Source organism: Vulcaniibacterium gelatinicum, assembly GCF_008033445.1.
Classification (GTDB): Bacteria; Pseudomonadota; Gammaproteobacteria; order Xanthomonadales; family Xanthomonadaceae; genus Vulcaniibacterium_B; species Vulcaniibacterium_B gelatinicum.
The window spans coordinates 1-18,387 of record NZ_VNKO01000025.1 but is presented as its reverse complement, the minus strand read 5'-3'; the positions used below and the strand labels follow the sequence as shown (position 1 = coordinate 18,387).

The 18,387-nt window shown below is 73.4% G+C and carries 16 protein-coding genes and 1 pseudogene; 9 read left to right on the top strand and 8 right to left on the bottom strand.

Features of this window, described 5'->3' with window-relative positions; translation table 11 throughout:
* A pseudogene (locus FPV26_RS12150) lies at positions 1 to 108 on the top strand (IS110-like element ISAli16 family transposase); the annotation flags it as partial.
* Positions 109 to 121: 13 nt separating this feature from the next.
* On the opposite strand, the gene cysN reads toward FPV26_RS12150, so the two are convergent.
* The 3 genes from cysN to FPV26_RS12135 are packed head-to-tail and all read right to left on the bottom strand — an operon-like array spanning position 122 to position 3,712.
* Entirely contained in the window at positions 122 to 1,999 is a 1,878-nt protein-coding gene (gene cysN / locus FPV26_RS12145; protein WP_147654145.1) for a sulfate adenylyltransferase subunit CysN, read from the bottom strand.
* Entirely contained in the window at positions 1,999 to 2,907 is a 909-nt protein-coding gene (gene cysD / locus FPV26_RS12140; RefSeq protein WP_147654144.1) for a sulfate adenylyltransferase subunit CysD, read from the bottom strand. The genes cysN and cysD overlap by 1 nt, the downstream gene beginning before the upstream one ends.
* Positions 2,908 to 2,959: 52 nt before the next feature.
* Positions 2,960 to 3,712 carry a sulfite exporter TauE/SafE family protein gene (locus FPV26_RS12135; RefSeq protein ID WP_147654143.1) on the bottom strand — a complete coding sequence of 251 codons (753 nt, stop codon included), beginning with the start codon at positions 3,710 to 3,712 and terminating at the stop codon, positions 2,960 to 2,962.
* A 127-nt stretch (positions 3,713 to 3,839) separates the two neighbouring features.
* Between FPV26_RS12135 and FPV26_RS12130 the strand changes: the two genes are divergently transcribed.
* The 3 genes from FPV26_RS12130 to FPV26_RS12120 are packed head-to-tail and all read left to right on the top strand — an operon-like array spanning position 3,840 to position 8,103.
* The gene (locus tag FPV26_RS12130) at positions 3,840 to 5,669 is read left to right on the top strand and encodes an assimilatory sulfite reductase (NADPH) flavoprotein subunit (RefSeq protein WP_147654142.1); all 1,830 of its coding nucleotides are present in this window, start codon (positions 3,840 to 3,842) and stop codon (positions 5,667 to 5,669) included.
* Positions 5,669 to 7,360, top strand: a complete 1,692-nt coding sequence (gene cysI / locus FPV26_RS12125; protein WP_147654141.1) for an assimilatory sulfite reductase (NADPH) hemoprotein subunit — start codon at positions 5,669 to 5,671, stop codon at positions 7,358 to 7,360. The genes FPV26_RS12130 and cysI overlap by 1 nt, the downstream gene beginning before the upstream one ends.
* Positions 7,357 to 8,103 carry a phosphoadenylyl-sulfate reductase gene (locus FPV26_RS12120; protein WP_147654140.1) on the top strand — a complete coding sequence of 249 codons (747 nt, stop codon included), beginning with the start codon at positions 7,357 to 7,359 and terminating at the stop codon, positions 8,101 to 8,103. Before cysI ends, FPV26_RS12120 begins: the two co-directional genes overlap by 4 nt.
* On the opposite strand, the gene FPV26_RS12115 is transcribed toward FPV26_RS12120, so the two are convergent.
* Entirely contained in the window at positions 8,100 to 9,062 is a 963-nt protein-coding gene (locus FPV26_RS12115; protein WP_147654139.1) for a LysR family transcriptional regulator, read from the bottom strand. The genes FPV26_RS12120 and FPV26_RS12115 overlap by 4 nt on opposite strands.
* Positions 9,063 to 9,252: 190 nt before the next feature.
* Here FPV26_RS12115 and cysG point away from each other — a divergent pair, with 190 nt between their 5' ends.
* From cysG to murU, 4 genes are all read left to right on the top strand, one after another.
* Positions 9,253 to 10,683, top strand: a complete 1,431-nt coding sequence (cysG, locus tag FPV26_RS12110; RefSeq protein ID WP_147654138.1) for a siroheme synthase CysG — start codon at positions 9,253 to 9,255, stop codon at positions 10,681 to 10,683.
* A gap of 51 nt (positions 10,684 to 10,734) precedes the next feature.
* On the top strand, positions 10,735 to 11,721 hold the full coding sequence (cysK, locus tag FPV26_RS12105) for a cysteine synthase A (protein ID WP_147654137.1): 987 nt from the start codon (positions 10,735 to 10,737) through the stop codon (positions 11,719 to 11,721).
* 109 nt (positions 11,722 to 11,830) lie between these two features.
* The gene (locus FPV26_RS12100) at positions 11,831 to 12,874 is read left to right on the top strand and encodes an aminoglycoside phosphotransferase family protein (RefSeq protein ID WP_147654136.1); all 1,044 of its coding nucleotides are present in this window, start codon (positions 11,831 to 11,833) and stop codon (positions 12,872 to 12,874) included.
* A 4-nt stretch (positions 12,875 to 12,878) separates the two neighbouring features.
* The gene (gene murU / locus FPV26_RS12095) at positions 12,879 to 13,628 is read left to right on the top strand and encodes an N-acetylmuramate alpha-1-phosphate uridylyltransferase MurU (protein WP_147654135.1); all 750 of its coding nucleotides are present in this window, start codon (positions 12,879 to 12,881) and stop codon (positions 13,626 to 13,628) included.
* Positions 13,629 to 13,635: 7 nt separating this feature from the next.
* Here murU and FPV26_RS12710 read toward each other — a convergent pair whose 3' ends face one another.
* The 4 genes from FPV26_RS12710 to FPV26_RS12080 all read right to left on the bottom strand — a co-directional run bounded on the left by FPV26_RS12710 (position 13,636) and on the right by FPV26_RS12080 (position 17,084).
* Entirely contained in the window at positions 13,636 to 14,013 is a 378-nt protein-coding gene (locus FPV26_RS12710; RefSeq protein WP_181952658.1) for a hypothetical protein, read from the bottom strand.
* A 108-nt stretch (positions 14,014 to 14,121) separates the two neighbouring features.
* Complete coding sequence (gene hda, locus FPV26_RS12780; RefSeq protein ID WP_246109286.1) at positions 14,122 to 14,832, bottom strand: DnaA regulatory inactivator Hda; 711 nt, start codon at positions 14,830 to 14,832, stop codon at positions 14,122 to 14,124.
* Complete coding sequence (locus tag FPV26_RS12775; RefSeq protein WP_220429098.1) at positions 14,829 to 15,986, bottom strand: AI-2E family transporter; 1,158 nt, start codon at positions 15,984 to 15,986, stop codon at positions 14,829 to 14,831. Before FPV26_RS12775 ends, hda begins: the two co-directional genes overlap by 4 nt.
* Positions 15,987 to 16,004: 18 nt before the next feature.
* The gene (locus FPV26_RS12080; protein ID WP_147654134.1) at positions 16,005 to 17,084 is read right to left on the bottom strand and encodes a DUF2066 domain-containing protein; all 1,080 of its coding nucleotides are present in this window, start codon (positions 17,082 to 17,084) and stop codon (positions 16,005 to 16,007) included.
* 139 nt (positions 17,085 to 17,223) lie between these two features.
* Between FPV26_RS12080 and purM the strand changes: the two genes are divergently transcribed.
* On the top strand, positions 17,224 to 18,258 hold the full coding sequence (gene purM / locus FPV26_RS12075; RefSeq protein ID WP_246109285.1) for a phosphoribosylformylglycinamidine cyclo-ligase: 1,035 nt from the start codon (positions 17,224 to 17,226) through the stop codon (positions 18,256 to 18,258).
* The last annotated feature ends 129 nt before the right edge of the window (positions 18,259 to 18,387 follow it).

Here is an 18,387-nt window from a genome sequence, read left to right as displayed (position 1 = left end):
CGCGGAAAGGCTGGAAAGGTCGCCATCGTCGCCGTCATGCGGAAGATGCTGGTCATCCTCAATGCACGCATGCGGGACGCCATGGCAGGGGCTCCCGCCATGGCCTGATCAAGACAGTTGCTCAGTCGTGGACCAGGCGCGCGATCACCCGCTCGGCCAGCTCCTCGGCTGGGGCAGCGGTGGTGTCCAGATGCAGCTCCGGCGCTTCCGGCGGCTCGTACGGGGAATCGATGCCGGTGAAGTGCGGCAGTTCGCCGCGCCGCGCCTTGGCGTACAGCCCCTTCGTGTCGCGCCGCTCCGCCTCCTCGAGCGGGGTGTCCACGAACACCTCCACGAACTCGCCCGGCTCGAACAACGCCCGCGCCGCGCGCCGCTCGGCGCGGAACGGCGAGATGAAGCTGACCAGCACGATCAGGCCGGCATCCACCATCAATTTGGCCACCTCGGCCACGCGGCGCAGGTTCTCGACCCGGTCCTCGTCGGTGAAGCCCAGGTCACGGTTGAGGCCGTGGCGCACGTTGTCGCCGTCGAGCGTGTAGGTGTGCAGGCCGAGCGCGTGCAGGCGCTTCTCCACCAGGTTGGCGATGGTGGACTTGCCGGCGCCGGACAGGCCGGTGAACCACACGCAGCGCGGCGTCTGGCGCTTGATCCGGGCGCGCGCGGCCTTGTCCACGTCCAGGTGCTGCCAGTGGATGTTGCCGGCGCGGCGCAGCGCGAAGTCGAGGGTGCCGGCGCCGACGGTGGCGTTGGTCAGGCGGTCGATCAGGATGAAACCGCCGAGCGCGCGGTTGGCGGCATAGGGCTCGAACGCGAGCGGACGATCCAGACTGAGGTTGCAGTAGCCGACCTCGTTCAGCTCCAGGTGCTTGGCGGCGAGCGGGGCGCGGGTGTGCACGTCCACCCGGTGCTTGAGTTCGGTGATGGTGGCCACCGCGGTAGCGGTGCCGAGCCTGATCCAGTACGGACGCCCGGGCAGCATCGGCTGGTCGTCCATCCACAGCAGGTGCGCGGCGAACTGGTCGGCGACCTGCGGCGGCGCGGCCGCGGCCGCGATCACGTCGCCGCGGCTGACGTCCACTTCGTCGGCGAGGGTGAGCGTCACCGCCTGCCCGGCGACGGCGACGGCGAGTTCGCCGTCGGGGCCGAGCACGCGCGCGACCGTGGTCCGCCGCCCCGAAGGCAGCACCACCACGGCGTCGCCCGGACGCACGCTGCCGGCGGCGATGGTGCCGGCGAAGCCGCGGAAGTCCTGGTGCGGGCGATTCACCCATTGCACCGGCAGCCGCAAGCCGGCCTCCGGCCCGTCGCGCCCGACCTGCACCGTCTCCAGGTGCTCGAGCAGGCTCGGGCCCTCGTACCACGGCATCGCCGCCGAACGTACGGTGAGGTTGTCGCCGCGCAGCGCCGACAGCGGCAGGCAGTGCACGTGCGGGATGCCGAGCTGCGCCGCCAGCGCGCGGTACTCGCCCGCGATCCGCTCGAACGTGGCCTGGTCGTAGCCGACCAGGTCCATCTTGTTGACCGCCAGCAGCACGTGGCGGATGCCGAGCAGGGAGACGATATAGCTGTGGCGGCGGGTCTGGTCGAGCACGCCCTTGCGCGCGTCCACCAGCACCACCGCCAGGTCCGCGGTGGAGGCGCCGGTGGCCATGTTGCGGGTGTACTGCTCGTGGCCCGGGCAGTCGGCGACGATGAAGCGCCGCTTGTCGGTGCCGAAGAAGCGGTAGGCCACGTCGATGGTGATGCCCTGCTCGCGTTCGGCCGACAGGCCGTCGAGCAGCAGGGCGAAGTCCATCTCCGCGCCCTGGGTGCCGTGGCGGCGGCTGTCGGCCTCGAGCGCGGACAGCTGGTCGGCGAACAGCGCCTTGCTCTCGTACAGCAGGCGCCCGATCAGGGTGCTCTTGCCGTCGTCCACGCTGCCGCAGGTGATGAAGCGCAGCAGGTCCTTGTGCTCGTACTCGGCCAGGTACGCGGCGAGGTCGGTGGGAGGCCCGCCCATCAGAAGTACCCCTCCAGCTTCTTCTTCTCCATGGACGCCGACGGGTCGTGGTCGATCACCCGTCCCTGCCGCTCGGAAGTGGTGGCCACCAGCATCTCGGCGATCACCTTCTCGAGCGTGTCGGCCTCGGACTCGATCGCGCCGGTCAGCGGGTAGCAGCCGAGGGTGCGGAACCGCACCTTCCTGCGCATCGGCACCTCGCCCGGGCGCAGCGGCAGGCGCTCGTCGTCCACCAGGATCAGCGCGCCGTCGCGTTCGACCACCGGGCGCTCGGCGGCGAAGTACAGCGAGGGCACCGGGATGCGCTCGCGGTAGATGTACAGCCACACGTCGAGCTCGGTCCAGTTCGACAGCGGGAACACGCGCACGCTCTCGCCCTGGCGGATGCGGGTGTTGTACAGGTTCCACAGCTCGGGGCGCTGGGCCTTGGGGTCCCAGCGGTGCTGCGCGTTGCGGAACGAAAACACCCGCTCCTTGGCGCGCGACTTCTCCTCGTCGCGGCGCGCGCCGCCGATCGCGGCGTCGAACCCGAACTTGTCCAGCGCCTGCTTCAGCGCCTGGGTCTTCATCACGTCGGTGTGGACGGTGGCGCCGTGGGTGATCGGGTTGATGCCCTGGGCCAGGCCGTCCGGGTTGGTGTGCACGTGCAACTGCACGCCGGTCTCGGCGGCGCGCCGGTCGCGGAAGGCGATCATCTCGCGGAACTTCCAGCCGGTGTCCACGTGCAGCAGCGGGATCGGCGGCCGCGCGGGCGCGAACGCCTTGAGCAGCAGGTGCAGCAGCACCGAACTGTCCTTGCCGATCGAGTACAGCAGCACGGGGTTGCGGAACTCGGCCGCGACCTCGCGCAGGATGTGGATGCTCTCGGCCTCCAGGCGGTCGAGATGGCTCAGGGACGGGAGGGACATCGGTCGGGAACGGACGGGAATGCGGGAATCCTGCCCCATCGGCGGCGCCTGCTCAAAACTGGCCGAAATGGCGGCCGATCGTGTAGGCGCCGAGGCCCACGACCACCAGCCCGACCAGGCACATCATCGGCCGCGGGTTGACGTGCCGGACCAGCCAGGCGCCGAACGGGGCCGCGAACAGGCCGCCGAGGGCGAGCGCGGCCACGATCTTCCAGTAGCCCAGCCCCAGCGTCAGCAGGAAGGTCAGCGACGCGGTGAGGGTGACGAAGAACTCCACCGCGTTCACGCTGCCGACGGTCAGCCGCAGCGGATTGCCGCGCGCGAGCAGGTTGCTGGCCACGATCGGCCCCCAGCCGCCGCCGCCGATCGCGTCCAGGAAGGCGCCGATGAAACCGAGTGGGGTCACGTGCGAGACCACCTGCCGCGGCGGCACCTGGCGGAAGGCCTTGAGCACGATCACCACGCCCATCAGCACCAGGTAGCCGGCGATCCACGGCCGCAGCGCGGCGCCGTCGAGGCTCGTCAGCAGGTACGCGCCCGCGGCCGCGCCGAGCACGCCGGGCAGGAGCAGGCGCCGGAACAGTTGCCGGTCGATGTTGCCGAAGGCGTGGTGCGAGATCGCCGAGGCGCCGGTGGTGAAGCACTCGGCGGTGTGCACGGTGGCGCTGGTCACCGCCGGCGGCAGGCCCAGGCCCAGCAGCAGGCTGGACGCGGTGACGCCGTAGGCCATGCCGAGCGCGCCGTCCACGAGCTGGGCGGCGAACCCGGCCAGCATGTACAGCAGGAATTCGGTCGGCAGCTCCATCGGCGCCTCGCAGGGTTGGCCGCGCAGTATCGGCGGCGGTCCCGCCGCGGCCAAGCATGCGCCGGGCATAAGCGTATGCGCACGCCTCCTTTCCGTGCGCGCCGCGCGCGGACGTACCGTGCCGGCCATGTCCGCCGCCCCCGCCCTGCCCGTCACGCCCCTGCCGCTGACCGAGAACCGTCAGGCGCAGCTGCTGTGCCTGACCGAGGGCCTGGACGCGGCCGCGCTGTGGTGGCTGTCGGGCTACACGGCCGGCCTGGCGCGCAGCGTGGCGGCGTCGAGCCCCGCCCCGGCCGCACAGGAAGCGGCGCCGGCAGCGGCCGCGCAGGCCGCCACGCCGCTCAGCATCGTGTTCGGCAGCCAGACCGGCAACGCCCAGCGCCTGGCCGAGGGCCTGGCCGCGCGCATGCGCGAGGCGGGCCTGCCCGTGCGCGTGCTGCGCGCCGACGCCTACCCGCTGCGCGAGCTGGCGGACGAGCGCCACCTGATCGTGGTGATCAGCACCCAGGGCGACGGCGAGCCGCCGGACGACGCACGCGGGTTCGTCGAATTCCTGCAGGGCCGGCGTGCGCCGCGCCTGCCGCAACTGCGCTACGCGGTGCTGGGGCTGGGCGATTCGAGCTACCCGCAGTTCTGCGCGATCGGCCGCCTGCTCGACGCGCGCCTGGAGGCGCTCGGCGCCAGCCGCTGGCTGCCGCGCGGCGATGCCGACCTGGACATCGCGTCCGTGGCCACGCCGTGGCTGGAACGCGCCCTGGCCGAAGCACGCGAGGCGCTGCGTCCGCAACCGGCGCTGGCCACGGTGACGCCGCTGCGGCCGCCCGCGCCCGCGGTGCAGGCCCCGGTGTGCTCGCGCGAGCGTCCGTTCGCGGCCGAGCTGCTGGTCAACCAGCGCATCACCGGACGCGGCTCGGACCGCGACGTGCGCCACCTCGAGCTTTCGCTCGCCGGTTCCGGCCTGCGCTACGAACCGGGCGATGCGCTCGGGGTGTGGCCGCGCAACGACCCCGCGCTGGTCGCCGCGGTGCTCCAGGCCCTGGCCCTGGACGGCGATGCGCCGGTGCGCCACGACGGGGAAACGCTGCCGCTGCGCGAGTGGCTCGGCCAGCGCCGCGAGCTGACCCGGCTGGCGCGGCCGTTCGTCGCCGCCGTGGCCGAGCGCAGCGGCGAGGCGGCGCTGGCCGCCCTGCTCGCGCCCGAACGCGCGCAGGCGTTCGCCCACTGGCTCGAGGGCCGGCAGGTGCTCGACCTGGTGCGCGGCCGGCCCGGCCTGTTCGATGCCGCGGCGCTGGTGGCCGCGCTGCGGCCGCTGACGCCGCGGCTGTACTCGATCGCCTCGAGCATGCGCGCGGTCGGCGAGGAGGCGCACCTGACCGTCGCGCACGCGGCCTGGGAGCGCGCGGGCGAGGCGCGCTTCGGCGTGGCCTCGCACTTCCTCGCCGTGCAGGAGGAGGGGGCGACGCTGCCGGTGTTCGTCGAACGCAACGAACGCTTCCGCCTGCCGCGCGACCCCGACCGCGCCATCGTCATGATCGGCGCCGGCACCGGCGTCGCTCCGTTCCGCGGCTTCGTCCAGGAGCGCGCCGTGGCCGGCGCACGCGGACGCCATTGGCTGTTGTTCGGCAACCCACGCTTCCGCACCGACTTCCTCTACCAGCTCGAATGGCAGCAGGCGCTGCGCGAGGGCCGCCTGCACCGGCTCGACCTCGCCTTCTCGCGTGACCAGGCCGAGAAACACTACGTGCAGCACCGCCTGCGCGAGCATGGCCGCACGCTGTACGCCTGGCTCGAGAACGGCGCGCACCTGTACGTGTGCGGCGCCACGCGCATGGGCCGCGACGTGCACGCCGCGCTGCTGGCGCTGGTCGCCGAGCACGGCGGCCGCAGTGCGGAGGACGCCGCCGACTACCTCGACGCCCTGCAACGGCAGGGCCGCTACGCCCGGGACGTGTACTGATGGCCAGCCACTCCGTCGAAGACATCAAGCGCACCAGCCGCGGCCTGCGCGGCACGCTGCGCGCCTCGCTCGCCGACCCGGTCACCGGCGCGCTGGCCGAGGCCGACCAGACCCTGATCAAGTACCACGGCAGCTACCAACAGGACGACCGCGACCTGCGCGAGGAACGCCGGCGGCAGAAGCTGGAGCCCGCGTACCAGTTCATGGTCCGCACCCGCACCCCGGGCGGCGTGCTCACGCCCGCGCAGTGGCTGCGGCTGGACGGGATCGCCACGGCCTACGCCGAGCGCGGCCTGCGCATCACCACCCGCCAGGCGATCCAGTTCCACGGCGTGGTCAAGCGCGAACTGAAGACCACGATGCAGGCGCTCCATGCCGCGCTGCTGGACACCATCGCCGCCTGCGGCGACGTGGTGCGCAACGTCGCGGTCGGCGCCAACCCGCACCTCTCCGGCGTGCATGCCGAAGTGCACGCGCTCGCCGCCGCACTGTCGGCGCACCTGCTGCCGCGCACCCGCGCCTGGTACGAGCTGTGGCTGGACGAGGCACTGGTCGCCGGCGGCGAGGACACGCCCGAGCCGGTCTACGGCCAGGCCTACCTGCCGCGCAAGTTCAAGATCGGCTTCGCGATCCCGCCAGTGAACGACGTGGACGTGTTCGCCCAGGACCTGGGCTTCATCGCCATCGTCGAGGCCGGCCGGGTGGTCGGCTACGACGTCGCCGTCGGCGGCGGCATGGGCGCCACCCATGGCGATCCGGAGACGTTCCCGCGCCTGGGCGACGTGCTCGGCTTCGTCGCGCCGGAGCGGGCGATCGCGCTCGCCGAGGCGGTGGTGACCACCCAGCGCGACTGGGGCAACCGCGCCGTGCGCAAGCGCGCGCGCCTGAAGTACACGATCGAGGACCGTGGCCTGGCCGCGTTCCGGGCCGAGGTGGAGCGCCGCGCCGGCTTTGCGCTGGAACCGGCGCGGCCGTTCGCGTTCGCGCACAACGGCGACCGCTTCGGCTGGGCCGAGGGCGAGGACGGCCGCGTGCACCTGACCCTGCGCATCCCCGCCGGCCGGGTGTGGGACCGCGAGCAGCCGCACCAGACCGGCCTGCGCGAGATCGCGCGCGCGCTGCTGGACGTGGACGGCGCGCAGTTCCGGCTCACCCCGAACCAGAACCTGGTGCTCGCCAACGTGCCGGCCGCGCTGCGCACGCGCGTGGACATGCTGGCCGCCGCGCACGGCCTCGACCTGCACGCGCGCGCCACGCCCGCGCGGCTCGATGCGCTCGCCTGCGTGGCACTGCCCACCTGCGGCCTGGCGATGGCCGAGGCCGAGCGCCACCTGCCTGCGTTCCTCGACCGCTTCGAGGCCCTGCTCGAACGCCACGGCCTGCGCCAGGCGCCGATCCACCTGCGCATCAGCGGCTGCCCGAACGGCTGCTCGCGCCCCTACCTGGGCGAGGTGGCGCTGGTGGGCAAGGCCCCCGGCCGCTACAACCTGATGCTCGGCGCCGACCACCGCGGCCAGCGCCTGAACACGCTGTACCGCGAGAACGTGGACGAAGCCGCGATCCTGGCCGCGCTCGATCCGCTGCTCGCCCGCTACGCCGCCGAATGCAGCGAGGGCGAGCGCTTCGGCGATTTCCTGGTCCGCACCGGCATCGTCGCCGACCGGTCGCTGCGCCTGGAGCTCGTCGCATGATCCCGCCCGATCCCGTCGCCGCGGCGGAGTCGCCGCGCGCCCTGGCCGAACTCAACCGCTGGCTGGCCACGCGCACCGCGCAGCAGCGCGTGGCCTGGGCGCTGGCGAACCTCGCCGGCGCACATGCGCTGTCGTCGAGCTTCGGCGCGCAGGCCGCGGTGGCGCTGCACCTGACCACGCGCGAGCGGCCCGACATCCCGGTGATCCTGGTGGACACCGGCTACCTGTTCCCGGAAACCCATCGCTTCGTCGAGGAGCTGCGCGTGCGGCTCGCCCTCGACCTGCACGTGTACCGCCCCGACCCGCGCCGGGCCTGGGACGCCTCGCGCGTGGCCGCGCTGCCCGCGCTCGGCGTGGCCGGGCTGGACGAGTACCACCGCGTGCACAAGATCGAACCGATGCAGCGCGCGTTGCGCGAGCTCGGCGTGCGCACCTGGATCGCGGGGCTGCGCCGCAGCCAGTCGGCGAGCCGCGCCGCGATCGGATTCCTGGAACTGCGCGAGGGCCGCTGGAAGCTGCACCCGCTCGCCGACTGGAGCGACCGCGACATCGGCCGCTACCTGCACGCCCACGACCTGCCCTGGCACCCGCTCTGGCACCAGGGCTACGTGTCCATCGGCGACGTGCACAGCACGCGCCGGCTCGAGCCCGGCATGCGCGAGGAGGACACCCGCTTCTTCGGCCTCAAGCGCGAGTGCGGCCTGCACGAGTTCTGGAACGAGGTCGAAGGCCGCGCCGCCTAACCCCGCCACCACGGCGCTTCCGGCCAGACCGGATCCTGGTGGCCGGCGACGGTCCGGCGCAGGTCGTGGCGGTCGAGCTGCGGCGCCAGCGCCAGCAGCAGTTCGAGGGTGTAGTCGCGCAGCACGCGCTCGCGCGGCAGCACCGCCCAGGCGATGCAGGCGGGGATCGCCTCCGGCGCCGGGCGCGCGACCAGATCCTCGGCGTCGTCCGCAGTCATCGCCATCTCCGCCAGCAGGCCCACGCCGATGCCGGTGCGCACGTAGGTCTTGATCAGGTCGGCGTCGCGCGCGGTCATCGCCAGCTGCGGCTCCAGCCCCTGCGCCGCGAACGCGCGCCGCAGCGAGGAATCGGCGCGCAACGAGGACTCGTAGCTGACCAGCGGCACCTGCGCCAGTTGCGCCAGGGTCGGCGGCGCGCCGGCGGCCAGCGGATGGCCCTTCGGCACCAGCACCACCCGCTTCCAGCGGAACAGCGGCACCGCCACGCCGTCGCCCGGGGTCTCGCCGGCGGTGCTGACCAGGGCCACGTCGGCCTCGCCGCGCGCCAGCAGCTGCAGCACATCGGCATCGGCGCTCGGCTGCAGGTGCACGCTGACCTGCGGGTAGGCCTGCTTCACCCGCGCGATCGCCGGCGGCAGCACGAACCGCGCCTGGGTGTGGGTGGTGGCGATCAGCAGCCGCCCCTGCGCCTCGCCGCGCTGGTTGGCGGCCAGGCTGCGGATGTTGGCGGCCTCGGCCAGCAACCGGCGCGCGTGCTCGAGCACCTGCGCCCCGGCCGGGGTCAGCCCTTCCAGGCTGCGGCCCTTGCGCACGAACAGCAGGAAGCCGAGCTCGTCCTCCAGCTGCTTGAGCTGCTTGGACAGGCCCGGCTGGGTGGCGTGCACGCGCTCGGCCGCGGCGGTGATGTTGAAGCCCGCGTCCACGATCGCGACGAAGTAGCGCAGCTGGGTCAGGGTCATGGCGGCGTCGGCAGCGGAGGGCGGCGTCCGGGGAAAGGCCCTCCGAACTGAATGGAGGGACTCTAGCCAGCGGGTTTTCGGCCTGTCCAGCAAGCGCCGATGCGTCCGCGGCATGAGGCCACAGCCAGCGGTCATTTCCGCGCGTGTACGCAGGCCGCTAGCGTGGCTCCGTCCCTCCCCGGCCGCCACGATGTCCGCCCCGCTGTTCCCCGTGTTCCTCGACCTGCGCGACCGCCCCGTGCTCGTGATCGGCGGCGGCGCGGTCGCGCGGCGCAAGGCGCAGGCCCTGCTCGCGGCCGGGGCGCGGGTGCGGGTCGGCGCGCCGGCGCTGGAACCGGAACTGGCGGCGCTGGCGGCGCAGCAGCGGATCGAACATCTGCCCGGCCGCTTCGTCCCGGACTGGCTCGACGGAATCCGGCTCGTGGTCGCCGCCACCGACGACGCGGCGGTCAACCGCGCCGCCGCCGCGGCGGCGGACGCCCGCGGGATCTGGACCAACGTCGTGGACGACGCGCAGGCCTCCACCTTCCAGGTGCCGGCGCGGGTCGAACGCGGGCCGCTGCAGATCGCGATCTCCAGCGGTGGTACCGCGCCGATGCTGGCGCGGCACCTGCGCGAGCGGCTGGAAACGCTGCTGGACGACTCGCTCGGCGCGCTCGCGACCCTGCTCGCGCGGCATCGCGCCCGGATCCGCGCCCGCCTGCCCGACCTGGCCGCGCGCCGCGGTTTCTTCGAGCGCGTGCTCGAGGGCACGATCCCCGGCCTGCTGCGGCGCGGCGAGCATGCCGGCGCCGAACGCCTGCTGCTCGCCACGCTCGATGCGCACGCGCCGCAACGCGCGCAGGGCCGCGTGGCCCTGGTCGGCGCCGGGCCCGGCGACCCCGGCCTGCTCACCTTGCGCGCGCTGCGCGTGCTCAACCAGGCCGACGTGATCCTGCACGACCGCCTGGTGAGCGAGGCGGTGCTGGCGCTGGCGCGCCGTGACGCGGAGCGGATCGCGGTCGGCAAGGCCGTCGGCGGCGACCACCACGCCACCCAGGCGCGCATCCACGCGCTGATGCTCGAGCACGCGCGCGCCGGCCGGCGCGTGGTGCGGCTCAAGGGCGGCGATCCGTTCGTGTTCGGCCGCGGCGGCGAGGAACTGGAGTTCCTGCGCGCGCACGGCATCCCCTACGAGGTGGTGCCCGGCGTCACCGCGGCGCTGGCCTGCGCCGCCTACGCCGGCGTGCCGCTCACCCACCGCGAGCACGCGCACTCGGTGCGGCTGGTCACCGCCCATGCCCGCGATGCAGCCGACGCGCTCGACGGGCGCACGCTGGCGCAGGAGCGGCAGACGCTGGCGGTGTACATGGGCGTGACCGGCCTGGAAACGCTGGCGCAACGGCTGATCGCGCACGGCCGCGACCCGGCCACGCCGTTCGCGCTGGTCGAGAACGGCTCGCTGCCGCAGCAGCGCGTGGTCACCGGCACCCTCGCCGACCTGCCGCACACCGCGTGCGCCCATGCCGTGCAGGCGCCCGCGCTGCTGATCCTGGGCGAGGTCGCCGCGCTGGCGGCGCGCCTGCACTGGTTCGGCGCCGCGCCGCTGGGCGCCCCGCCCCGTCCGGCCGCGGCGGCCTGAATCCTCCTTCTGCTCCGTTCCCTCCCGCATCGCACCCTCCCGAAGCCCCCCATGACCGTCCACGACAGCATCCTCGACACCATCGGCGGCACGCCGATCGTCAAACTGCACCGCGTCGCGCCCAGGCACGTCGCGCTCTACGCCAAGGTCGAGTCGTTCAATCCCGGCGGTTCGGTCAAGGACCGGCTCGCGCTCGCGATCGTGCTCGACGCCGAGAGGCGCGGCCTGCTCAAGCCCGGCGACACCATCGTCGAGGCCACCTCCGGCAACACCGGCGTGGCGCTGGCGATGGTGGCCGCCGCGCGCGGCTACCGGTTCGTGGCGGTGATGACCGAGACCTTCTCGGTGGAACGGCGCAAGCTGATGCGCGCCTACGGGGCGAAGGTGATCCTGACCCCCGCGGCCGAACGCGGCACCGGCATGGTGCGCAGGGCCGAGGAACTGGCGCGCAGGCACGGCTGGTTCCTCGCCCGCCAGTTCGAGAACGAAGCCAACCCCGCCTGGCATCGCAGCACCACCGGCCCGGAGATCCTGCGCGACTTCGCCGGCAAGCGCCTGGACTACTTCGTCACCGGCTGGGGCACCGGCGGCACGCTCACCGGCGCCGGGCAGGTGCTCAAGCTCGCGCGCCCGGAGATCCGGATCGTCGCCAGCGAACCGGCCGGCGCCGCGCTGCTGTCGGGCCGCGCCTGGCAGCCGCACCGGATCCAGGGCTGGACGCCCGACTTCGTGCCGCCGGTGCTCGACCGCGACGTGGCCGATGAAGTGCTGCCGGTGGACGAAGTGCTGGCACGCGACACCGCCCGTCGGCTGGCCGCGGAGGAAGGCATCTTCGTCGGCATCTCCGCCGGCGCCACCGTCGCCGCCGCGCTGCAAGTGGCCGCGCGCGCGCCGGAAGGCTCGGTGCTGCTGGCGATGCTGCCCGACACCGGCGAGCGCTACCTGTCCACGTTCCTGTTCGAAGGCATCGAGGACGGCTCCGACGACGCCTGGCTGGCCGCACTCGAGGGCGCCGCGGAAACCGCACCGGCGAACTGAAGCCCGGTGGTCGCATCGCCCCGCGACGCCGCCGTCGCGGGGCCGCCGCCGTGATTCACCCGCGACGCGCGGCCGGCTACCCTGTGGGCCCCGTCCCGCAGGATCGCGCATGGACCGTCCCGCTCCCGCCGCCGACCGCGACTCCGCGCGCCTGGCCTGGGCGCGCGCCGCCGTCGGCGCGCCCGCGCTCGGCCTGGTGCGCGCCTCGGCCGACGCCGGCTTCCGCAGCTACTGGCGCACTACCGGCATCGCCCCGAGCCGCATCGTCATGGACTCGCCGCCGGCGCTGGAGGACGTGCGCCCGTGGCTGCGCATCCACGCCCTGCTCGAAGCCGGCGGCGTGCGCGTGCCGAAAATCTTCGCCCGCGACGTCGAGGCCGGCTTCCTGCTGCTCGAGGACCTCGGCCCCGACACGTACCTGCACGTCCTGCACGAGGACAACGCCGACGCGCTGTTCGACGCCGCGATCGGCCAGCTGCTGAAGCTGCAGGCGATCCCCTGCCCCGACGACCTGCCGCGCTACGACGAGGCCCTGCTCGCGCGCGAGCTGCGCCTGTTCGACGAGTGGTTCCTCGGCCACCACCTCGCGCTGGTGCTCGACTGCGACGACCTGGAACGGCTCGAGCTGGTGCACCGCCGCCTGATCGACGCCGCGCTGGCGCAGCCGCAGGTGCTGGTGCACCGCGACTTCATGCCGCGCAACCTGATGCCGGTGCCCGACGGCCCGGCCGTGCTCGACTTCCAGGACGCGGTGCGCGGCCCGATCGCCTACGACCCGCTGTGCCTGTTCAAGGACGCGTTCCTGAGCTGGCCGGAGGAGCGCGTGACCGAATGGCTGGCGCGCTACCACGCCCGCGCCGCCGCCGCCGGCCTGCCGGTGCCGCCGCGCGAGCGCTTCCTGCGCGACGCCGACTGGATCGGCGTGCAGCGCCACCTCAAGGTGATCGGCATCTTCGCCCGCCTGCACCACCGCGACCGCAAGTCGAAGTACGTGGCCGACGTGCCGCGCTTCTTCCGCTACCTCGACACGGTGCTGCCGCGCTACCCCGAGCTCGATCCGCTGCGCGCGCTGATCGAGACCCGGGTACGCCCGGCGGAGACGATGTACGAGCACTGGACCGCCGGCACCGGCGACCAGATCCCGAACGGCTGAGCCGATGCGCGCGCTGATCCTCGCCGCCGGCCTGGGCGAACGCATGCGGCCGCTGACCGAGCGCACGCCCAAGCCGCTGCTGCCGGCCGGCGGCAAGCCGCTGATCGTCTGGCACCTGGAAAAGCTCGCCGCGCTCGGCGTGCACGAGGTGGTGGTCAACACCAGCTGGCTGGCCGCGCAGTTCCCGCCCGCGCTCGGCAACGGCGCGCGCTGGGGCCTGCACCTGCACTACATCTACGAAGGCGCGGTGCCGCTGGAAACCGGCGGCGGCATCCTCAACGCGCTGCCGCTGCTCGCCGATCCGCCCGGGGCGCCGTTCCTGGTGGTCAACGGCGACATCTGGACCGACTACGACTTCGCCCGCCTGCCGCGCGAACCCGCCGGCGAGGCGCACCTGGTGCTGGTGGACAACCCGCCGCAGCACCCGCACGGCGACTTCGTCCTCGACCGCGGCCGCGTGCGCGAGGCCGGCGCGCCGCGCCTGACCTTCGCCGGCATCGGCCTCTACCGCCCCTCGCTGTTCGACCCCTGGCGGCGGATCATTGGCGACGCTCCGGGCGCGGACGAAACCCCGCCGCGCTTCAAGCTGGCCCCGCTGCTGCGCGCGGCGATGGCCCGCGACGCGGTCACCGGCGAACACCACCGCGGCACGTGGACCGACGTGGGCACGCCGCAACGGCTCGACGAGCTCGACCGCATGCTGGAGGGAAAAGGAGGTCAGAGTGCTTTTTCGCCCGGCGAAAAAGCACTCTGACCCCTTTTCAGTCCTTCTGCTCGGCCTCGGCAGTCTGCTTGGCCTCGGCCGCCTCCTGCTTCATCTTGTCGGCGACGTTCTGCGCGGCCTCGCCGATCGCCTCGGCGCCGCTGGCCTTGCCTTCCTCGTAAGCCGACTGCACGTCGTCGGCGGCAGCATCCGCCGCGGCGGCGGCGGTGCCCGCGGCGGCCGCGGCCTGCGCGGCGGCGGCTTCGGCGCCGGCGGCAGCGGCATCGCCTGCGGCTTCGGCGGCCTGTCTTGCCTCCTCGCCGGCAGCCTTCGCCTTGGCGGCGGCCTCCTCGGCCTTCTGTTCGGCAGTGGGGGACGTGCAGGCCGCGAGCACCAGCGCGCCGGCGGCCAGGATCGAAGTGAGTTTCGGATTCATGCAGTACTCCTTGCGCGACGAGGGATCGCTGAACACGCCGGATCGCAGCCGGCGCTGCGGATGCGGACTATTCCAACCCGCGCGCAAGGACGCGTGAAGAACGGAGGTTCACTCCCCGCCCAGCACCGCGCGCAGGAACGGCACCGTCACCCGCCGCTGCGCGGCGAGCGAGGCGCGGTCGAGGCGGTCGAGCAGCGCAGTCAGGCTGGCCAGGTCGCGCTCGACCCGGCGCAGCAGCCAGTCCATCGCCGCCTCCTCGATCACCAGCCCGCGCCGGCGCGCGCGTTCGTGCAGCGCGGCGCGGCGGCCGGCGTCGTCGAGCGGGGCGAGCACGATGCGCGCGCACTGGGCCAGGCGCGAGCGCAGGTCGGGCAGGGTCAGCGACAGCGCGTCGGGCGCCGCGCGCGCGGTGTACAGCAGCGCGGCGCCGGCGCCGCGGGCGCGGTTGTGGAAGTCGAACAGGGCCACCTCGTCCTCGCGCCGGCCGGCGATCGCCTCCAGCCCGTCGAGGGCGACCAGGTCGTGGTCGTGCAACGCCTCCAGCGCCTCCCGCGCGCGGCCCGCCGCGGCCGCCAGCGGCAGGTAGGCCGCGCGCCGACCGGCCGCGTCCGCCGCGGCGCAGGCCGCCAGCGCCAGGTGGGTCTTGCCGACCCCGGCCGGCCCGCTCAGGTAGCAGCCTTCGCGCACTTCGCCGCGCGCCAGCGCCGCGAGCAGGGCCAGCGCCCCCTCGGGCGCGGCCACGAAGGTTTCGAAACGCTGGTCCGGCGGATACCGCAGCGCCAGCGGCAGCTGCCGCCCGCCCCCGTCACGCGTGCTCACGGCCGTTCGCCGTCCTCCCGCGGGCCGCTGGCCGGCGGATCGGCGTCCACGTACTCGTCCAGCAGCACCGGCGCGCGCTCGCCGGCGTACAGCCGGCTGTGCCGATAACGCTCGTGCGCGTAGCGCAGCAGCACGTTCGCCACTGCCGCCACCGGCAGCGCCAGCAGCACGCCGAGGAAGCCGAACAGCTGTCCGCCGGCCATGATCGCGAAGATCACCGCCACCGGATGCAGGCCGATCCGGTCGCCGACCAGCTTCGGCGTCAGCCAGTAGCTCTCGATCACCTGGCCCAGGCCGAACACGCCCAGCACCAGCGCCACGTGTTCCCAGTCGCCGAACTGCACCAGCGCCGCGATCACCCCCAGCACCACGCCGGTGGTCGGGCCGAGGTACGGCACGAAGCTGACCAGCCCCGCGATCAGGCCGATCAGCAGGCCCAGCTCCAGCCCCACCGCCCACAGCCCGAGCGCGTACAGCGCGCCAAGCACCAGCATCACCATGAACTGCCCGCGCAGGAAGGCGCCCAGCACCTCGTCCGCCTCGCGCGCGAGCCGGCTGACGGTGGCGATGTGGTCGCGCGGCACCAGCGCGGCCACGCGCTCGACCAGCAGGTCCCAGTCGCGCAGGAAGTAGAACGTGAGCACCGGGATCAGCACGATGTTGGCCAGCCACGCGATCACGGCGAAGCCCGAACGCGAGAGGTAGCCGAGCATGGTGGTGGCGATGCCGCCGGCGCGCTCCCAGTGGTCGCGGATCAGTTCGAAGATCCGCGCCGGGTCGAGCCAGACCAGCAGCTGGAAGCCGGTCTTGCGCTCGATCCACGGCAGCACCGTGCCGATGAACCAGTCGCGGTAGGCCGGCAGCGATTCGATCAGGACCACGATCTGGCGCTCGACCATCGGCACCAGCAGCAGCAGCGCCAGCACCAGCACCAGGGTCATGGCCAGGAACACGATGGTGACCGCGAGCGCACGCGACAGGCGCCATTTCTGCAGCCGGTCCACCAGCGGATCGCCGAGCCAGCCGAGCATCGCGGCGAGCACGAACGGGGTGAGGATCGGCGCCAGCAGCCACAGCAGCCAGCCGGTGACCAGCGCGATCAGCAGCCACTGCCAGCGTCGCGCCAGGTAGGCGCCGGGGCTTCCCGCTTCCATCCTCGTTCCCCTCGTCGGTCAGCGCAGGAAGAACAGCGCCGGCTCGGCCTCGCCCTCGGCCGGCACCAGCACCTCGTCGCGGGTGGCGGCACGGCGCAGGCCCTGCACGCCGGTGGCCAGGTCCAGTTCGAGCAGCAGGCCGTCGGCCCCGGCCTCGCGCGGCACGATCCCGCGCACCACCGCCTGGCCCTGCAGCCAGCCGGCCAGGCGCAGGTAGTCCTCGGCGTCGTCCACGCCCTGGATGCGCACCGTGTAGCGGCCAGGCGCGGCCAGCTTCGGCGGCACGCCGGGCTTGGCATAGCGCTTGATCAGCGCATCGGCGGCACCGTCGGCGCCGGCCGCCATCGCCCGCCGGGCATCGGCATCGCTGGTGCTCCAGCGCGCCAACACCTTGCCCTGGTCCACGAACTGCCACTCGGCGGCCCAGCCGCCGCCCGGGGCGCGGTAGAGCTTGCCGATCAGCTGCATCGGCGGGCTGTAGCGGGCCGACAGGCGCGCGATTGCGGCCGCGTCGCCGCGCCAGATCGCGCCCACCGCGGCCTGCTCGGCGGCGCTGCCGGCCGGCAGGCCGAGGCGGTAGCCGCGCTCGACCGCACGGTCCAGGATCGCGCGCGCAGCGTTGCGCTGCGGCAGCGCCACCAGGCGCGGGCCGCGGCCGTCGTCAATCGCCAGCCACAGCACCGGCTTCGGGCGCGGCTCGGGCCAGACCGGCAGGCCGACCAGCGCGGCCACCGCGTCCACCTCGGCCGGGTCGAAGCGCACCACCAGCAGGGTACGGAAGGTGGGCGCGCCGCTCGGCGAGACGCCCTCGTCCTGGCGGTAGTCGTAGCCCTCCACCAGCTCCTCGGCGCGGCGCAATTCCTGCGCCACGCCAGGCCGCGCGGCGACGCCGCGGTCCCCGGAGAGCCGGGTCAGCACCTCCACCAGCGCCCGCGCGAAGCCGGCGCGGCGCTCGGCCTCGCCCTGGTTGCGGACCGGCACCTCCGCCTGGTACATGCCCTCCGCGCGGGCCATCTCGCCCTCCACGCGCTGCGCCCAGGCCGCGGCGCCGGCCAGGCACAACGCGAGCAGGGTCGCGATCCGGATCAGCTGGCGCATGCCATCGTCCCTGTCTTCATCCGCGCGCATGGTGCCGCAGGCGCCGCAGCGCGTCCATGCCGGCCGGCACGCCCTGCTAAAATGCCGGCCCTTCCAGCGCACCGCGCGCGCTGCCGGGCACCCCCCGACGGAATCCTGCGTGAACACCCCCACTCCGCTCACCTACCGCGACGCCGGCGTCGACATCGACGCGGGCAACGAAGTCGTCGAACGCATCAAGCCGCTGGTCAGGCGCAGCTTCCGCCCGGAGGTGATGGGCGGACTGGGCGGCTTCGGCGCGCTGTTCGACCTTTCCGGCAAGTACCGCGAGCCGGTGCTGGTCTCCGGCACCGACGGCGTGGGCACCAAGCTCAAGCTCGCCCAGCAGCTGAACCGCCACGACACCATCGGCATCGATCTCGTCGCCATGTGCGTCAACGACGTGCTGGTGCAGGGCGCCGAGCCGCTGTTCTTCCTCGACTACTTCGCCACCGGCAAGCTCGACGTGGACACCACGGTGGCGGTGATCGGCGGCATCGCGCGCGGCTGCGAGCTCTCCGGCTGCGCCCTGATCGGCGGCGAGACCGCGGAGATGCCCGACATGTACCCGCCGGGCGAGTACGACCTGGCCGGCTTCTGCGTGGCGGCGGTCGAGAAGTCGAAGCTGCTCGACGGCTCGAAGGTGCGTGAGGGCGACGTGCTGCTTGGCATCGCCTCCAGCGGCCCGCATTCCAACGGTTATTCGCTGATCCGCAGGATCTACGACCGCGCCGGCCGCCCCGCCGAGCTCGACCTCGGCGGCGTGAAGCTGATCGATGCGCTGATGGCGCCCACCCGGCTGTACGTCAAGCCGGTGCTGGAGCTGCTGTCGAGGTACGACCTGCACGCGATGGCGCACATCACCGGCGGCGGGCTGACCGAGAACATCATCCGGGTGATCCCGGACGGGCTCGGCCTGGACATCGAGGCCTCGGCGATCGTGCTGCCGCCGGTGTTCGACTGGCTGCAGCGCGAAGGCGCGGTGCCGATGCCGGAGATGTGGCGCACCTTCAACTGCGGCGTCGGCTTCGTGCTGGTGCTGGCGCCCGGCGACGTGGCCGCGGTGAGCGCCGACCTCGCGCGCCTGGGCCTGCCGCACGGCGCGATCGGCCAGGTGGTGCGCGCCGGCGACGGCGAGCGCGTCCGCATCGGCTAAAAAAAAGGCGCTGTTCGCGTTGATTGTGGACGGGATGGTCATGCCATGGCCAACCTGAGCAATGACGCGGCTCCTGCGCCCGTTTGAGCGTTCCGCTCCAGCGCCCGGAACCAGCCCAGGTAGTTGGGC

What these genes read in the sequence shown, in the direction of transcription:
- FPV26_RS12100 (WP_147654136.1), top strand. Translation starts at nt 11,831, where the DNA reads ATGGACCGTCCCGCTCCCGCCGCCGACCGCGACTCCGCGCGCCTGGCC.
- cysG (WP_147654138.1), top strand. Translation starts at nt 9,253, where the DNA reads ATGTCCGCCCCGCTGTTCCCCGTGTTCCTCGACCTGCGCGACCGCCCC.
- FPV26_RS12115 (WP_147654139.1), bottom strand. Translation starts at nt 9,062, where the DNA reads ATGACCCTGACCCAGCTGCGCTACTTCGTCGCGATCGTGGACGCGGGC.
- FPV26_RS12135 (WP_147654143.1), bottom strand. Translation starts at nt 3,712, where the DNA reads ATGGAGCTGCCGACCGAATTCCTGCTGTACATGCTGGCCGGGTTCGCC.
- murU (WP_147654135.1), top strand. Translation starts at nt 12,879, where the DNA reads ATGCGCGCGCTGATCCTCGCCGCCGGCCTGGGCGAACGCATGCGGCCG.
- cysK (WP_147654137.1), top strand. Translation starts at nt 10,735, where the DNA reads ATGACCGTCCACGACAGCATCCTCGACACCATCGGCGGCACGCCGATC.
- FPV26_RS12775 (WP_220429098.1), bottom strand. Translation starts at nt 15,986, where the DNA reads ATGGAAGCGGGAAGCCCCGGCGCCTACCTGGCGCGACGCTGGCAGTGG.
- FPV26_RS12130 (WP_147654142.1), top strand. Translation starts at nt 3,840, where the DNA reads ATGTCCGCCGCCCCCGCCCTGCCCGTCACGCCCCTGCCGCTGACCGAG.
- FPV26_RS12080 (WP_147654134.1), bottom strand. Translation starts at nt 17,084, where the DNA reads ATGCGCCAGCTGATCCGGATCGCGACCCTGCTCGCGTTGTGCCTGGCC.
- cysI (WP_147654141.1), top strand. Translation starts at nt 5,669, where the DNA reads ATGGCCAGCCACTCCGTCGAAGACATCAAGCGCACCAGCCGCGGCCTG.
- cysD (WP_147654144.1), bottom strand. Translation starts at nt 2,907, where the DNA reads ATGTCCCTCCCGTCCCTGAGCCATCTCGACCGCCTGGAGGCCGAGAGC.
- FPV26_RS12710 (WP_181952658.1), bottom strand. Translation starts at nt 14,013, where the DNA reads ATGAATCCGAAACTCACTTCGATCCTGGCCGCCGGCGCGCTGGTGCTC.
- FPV26_RS12120 (WP_147654140.1), top strand. Translation starts at nt 7,357, where the DNA reads ATGATCCCGCCCGATCCCGTCGCCGCGGCGGAGTCGCCGCGCGCCCTG.
- cysN (WP_147654145.1), bottom strand. Translation starts at nt 1,999, where the DNA reads ATGGGCGGGCCTCCCACCGACCTCGCCGCGTACCTGGCCGAGTACGAG.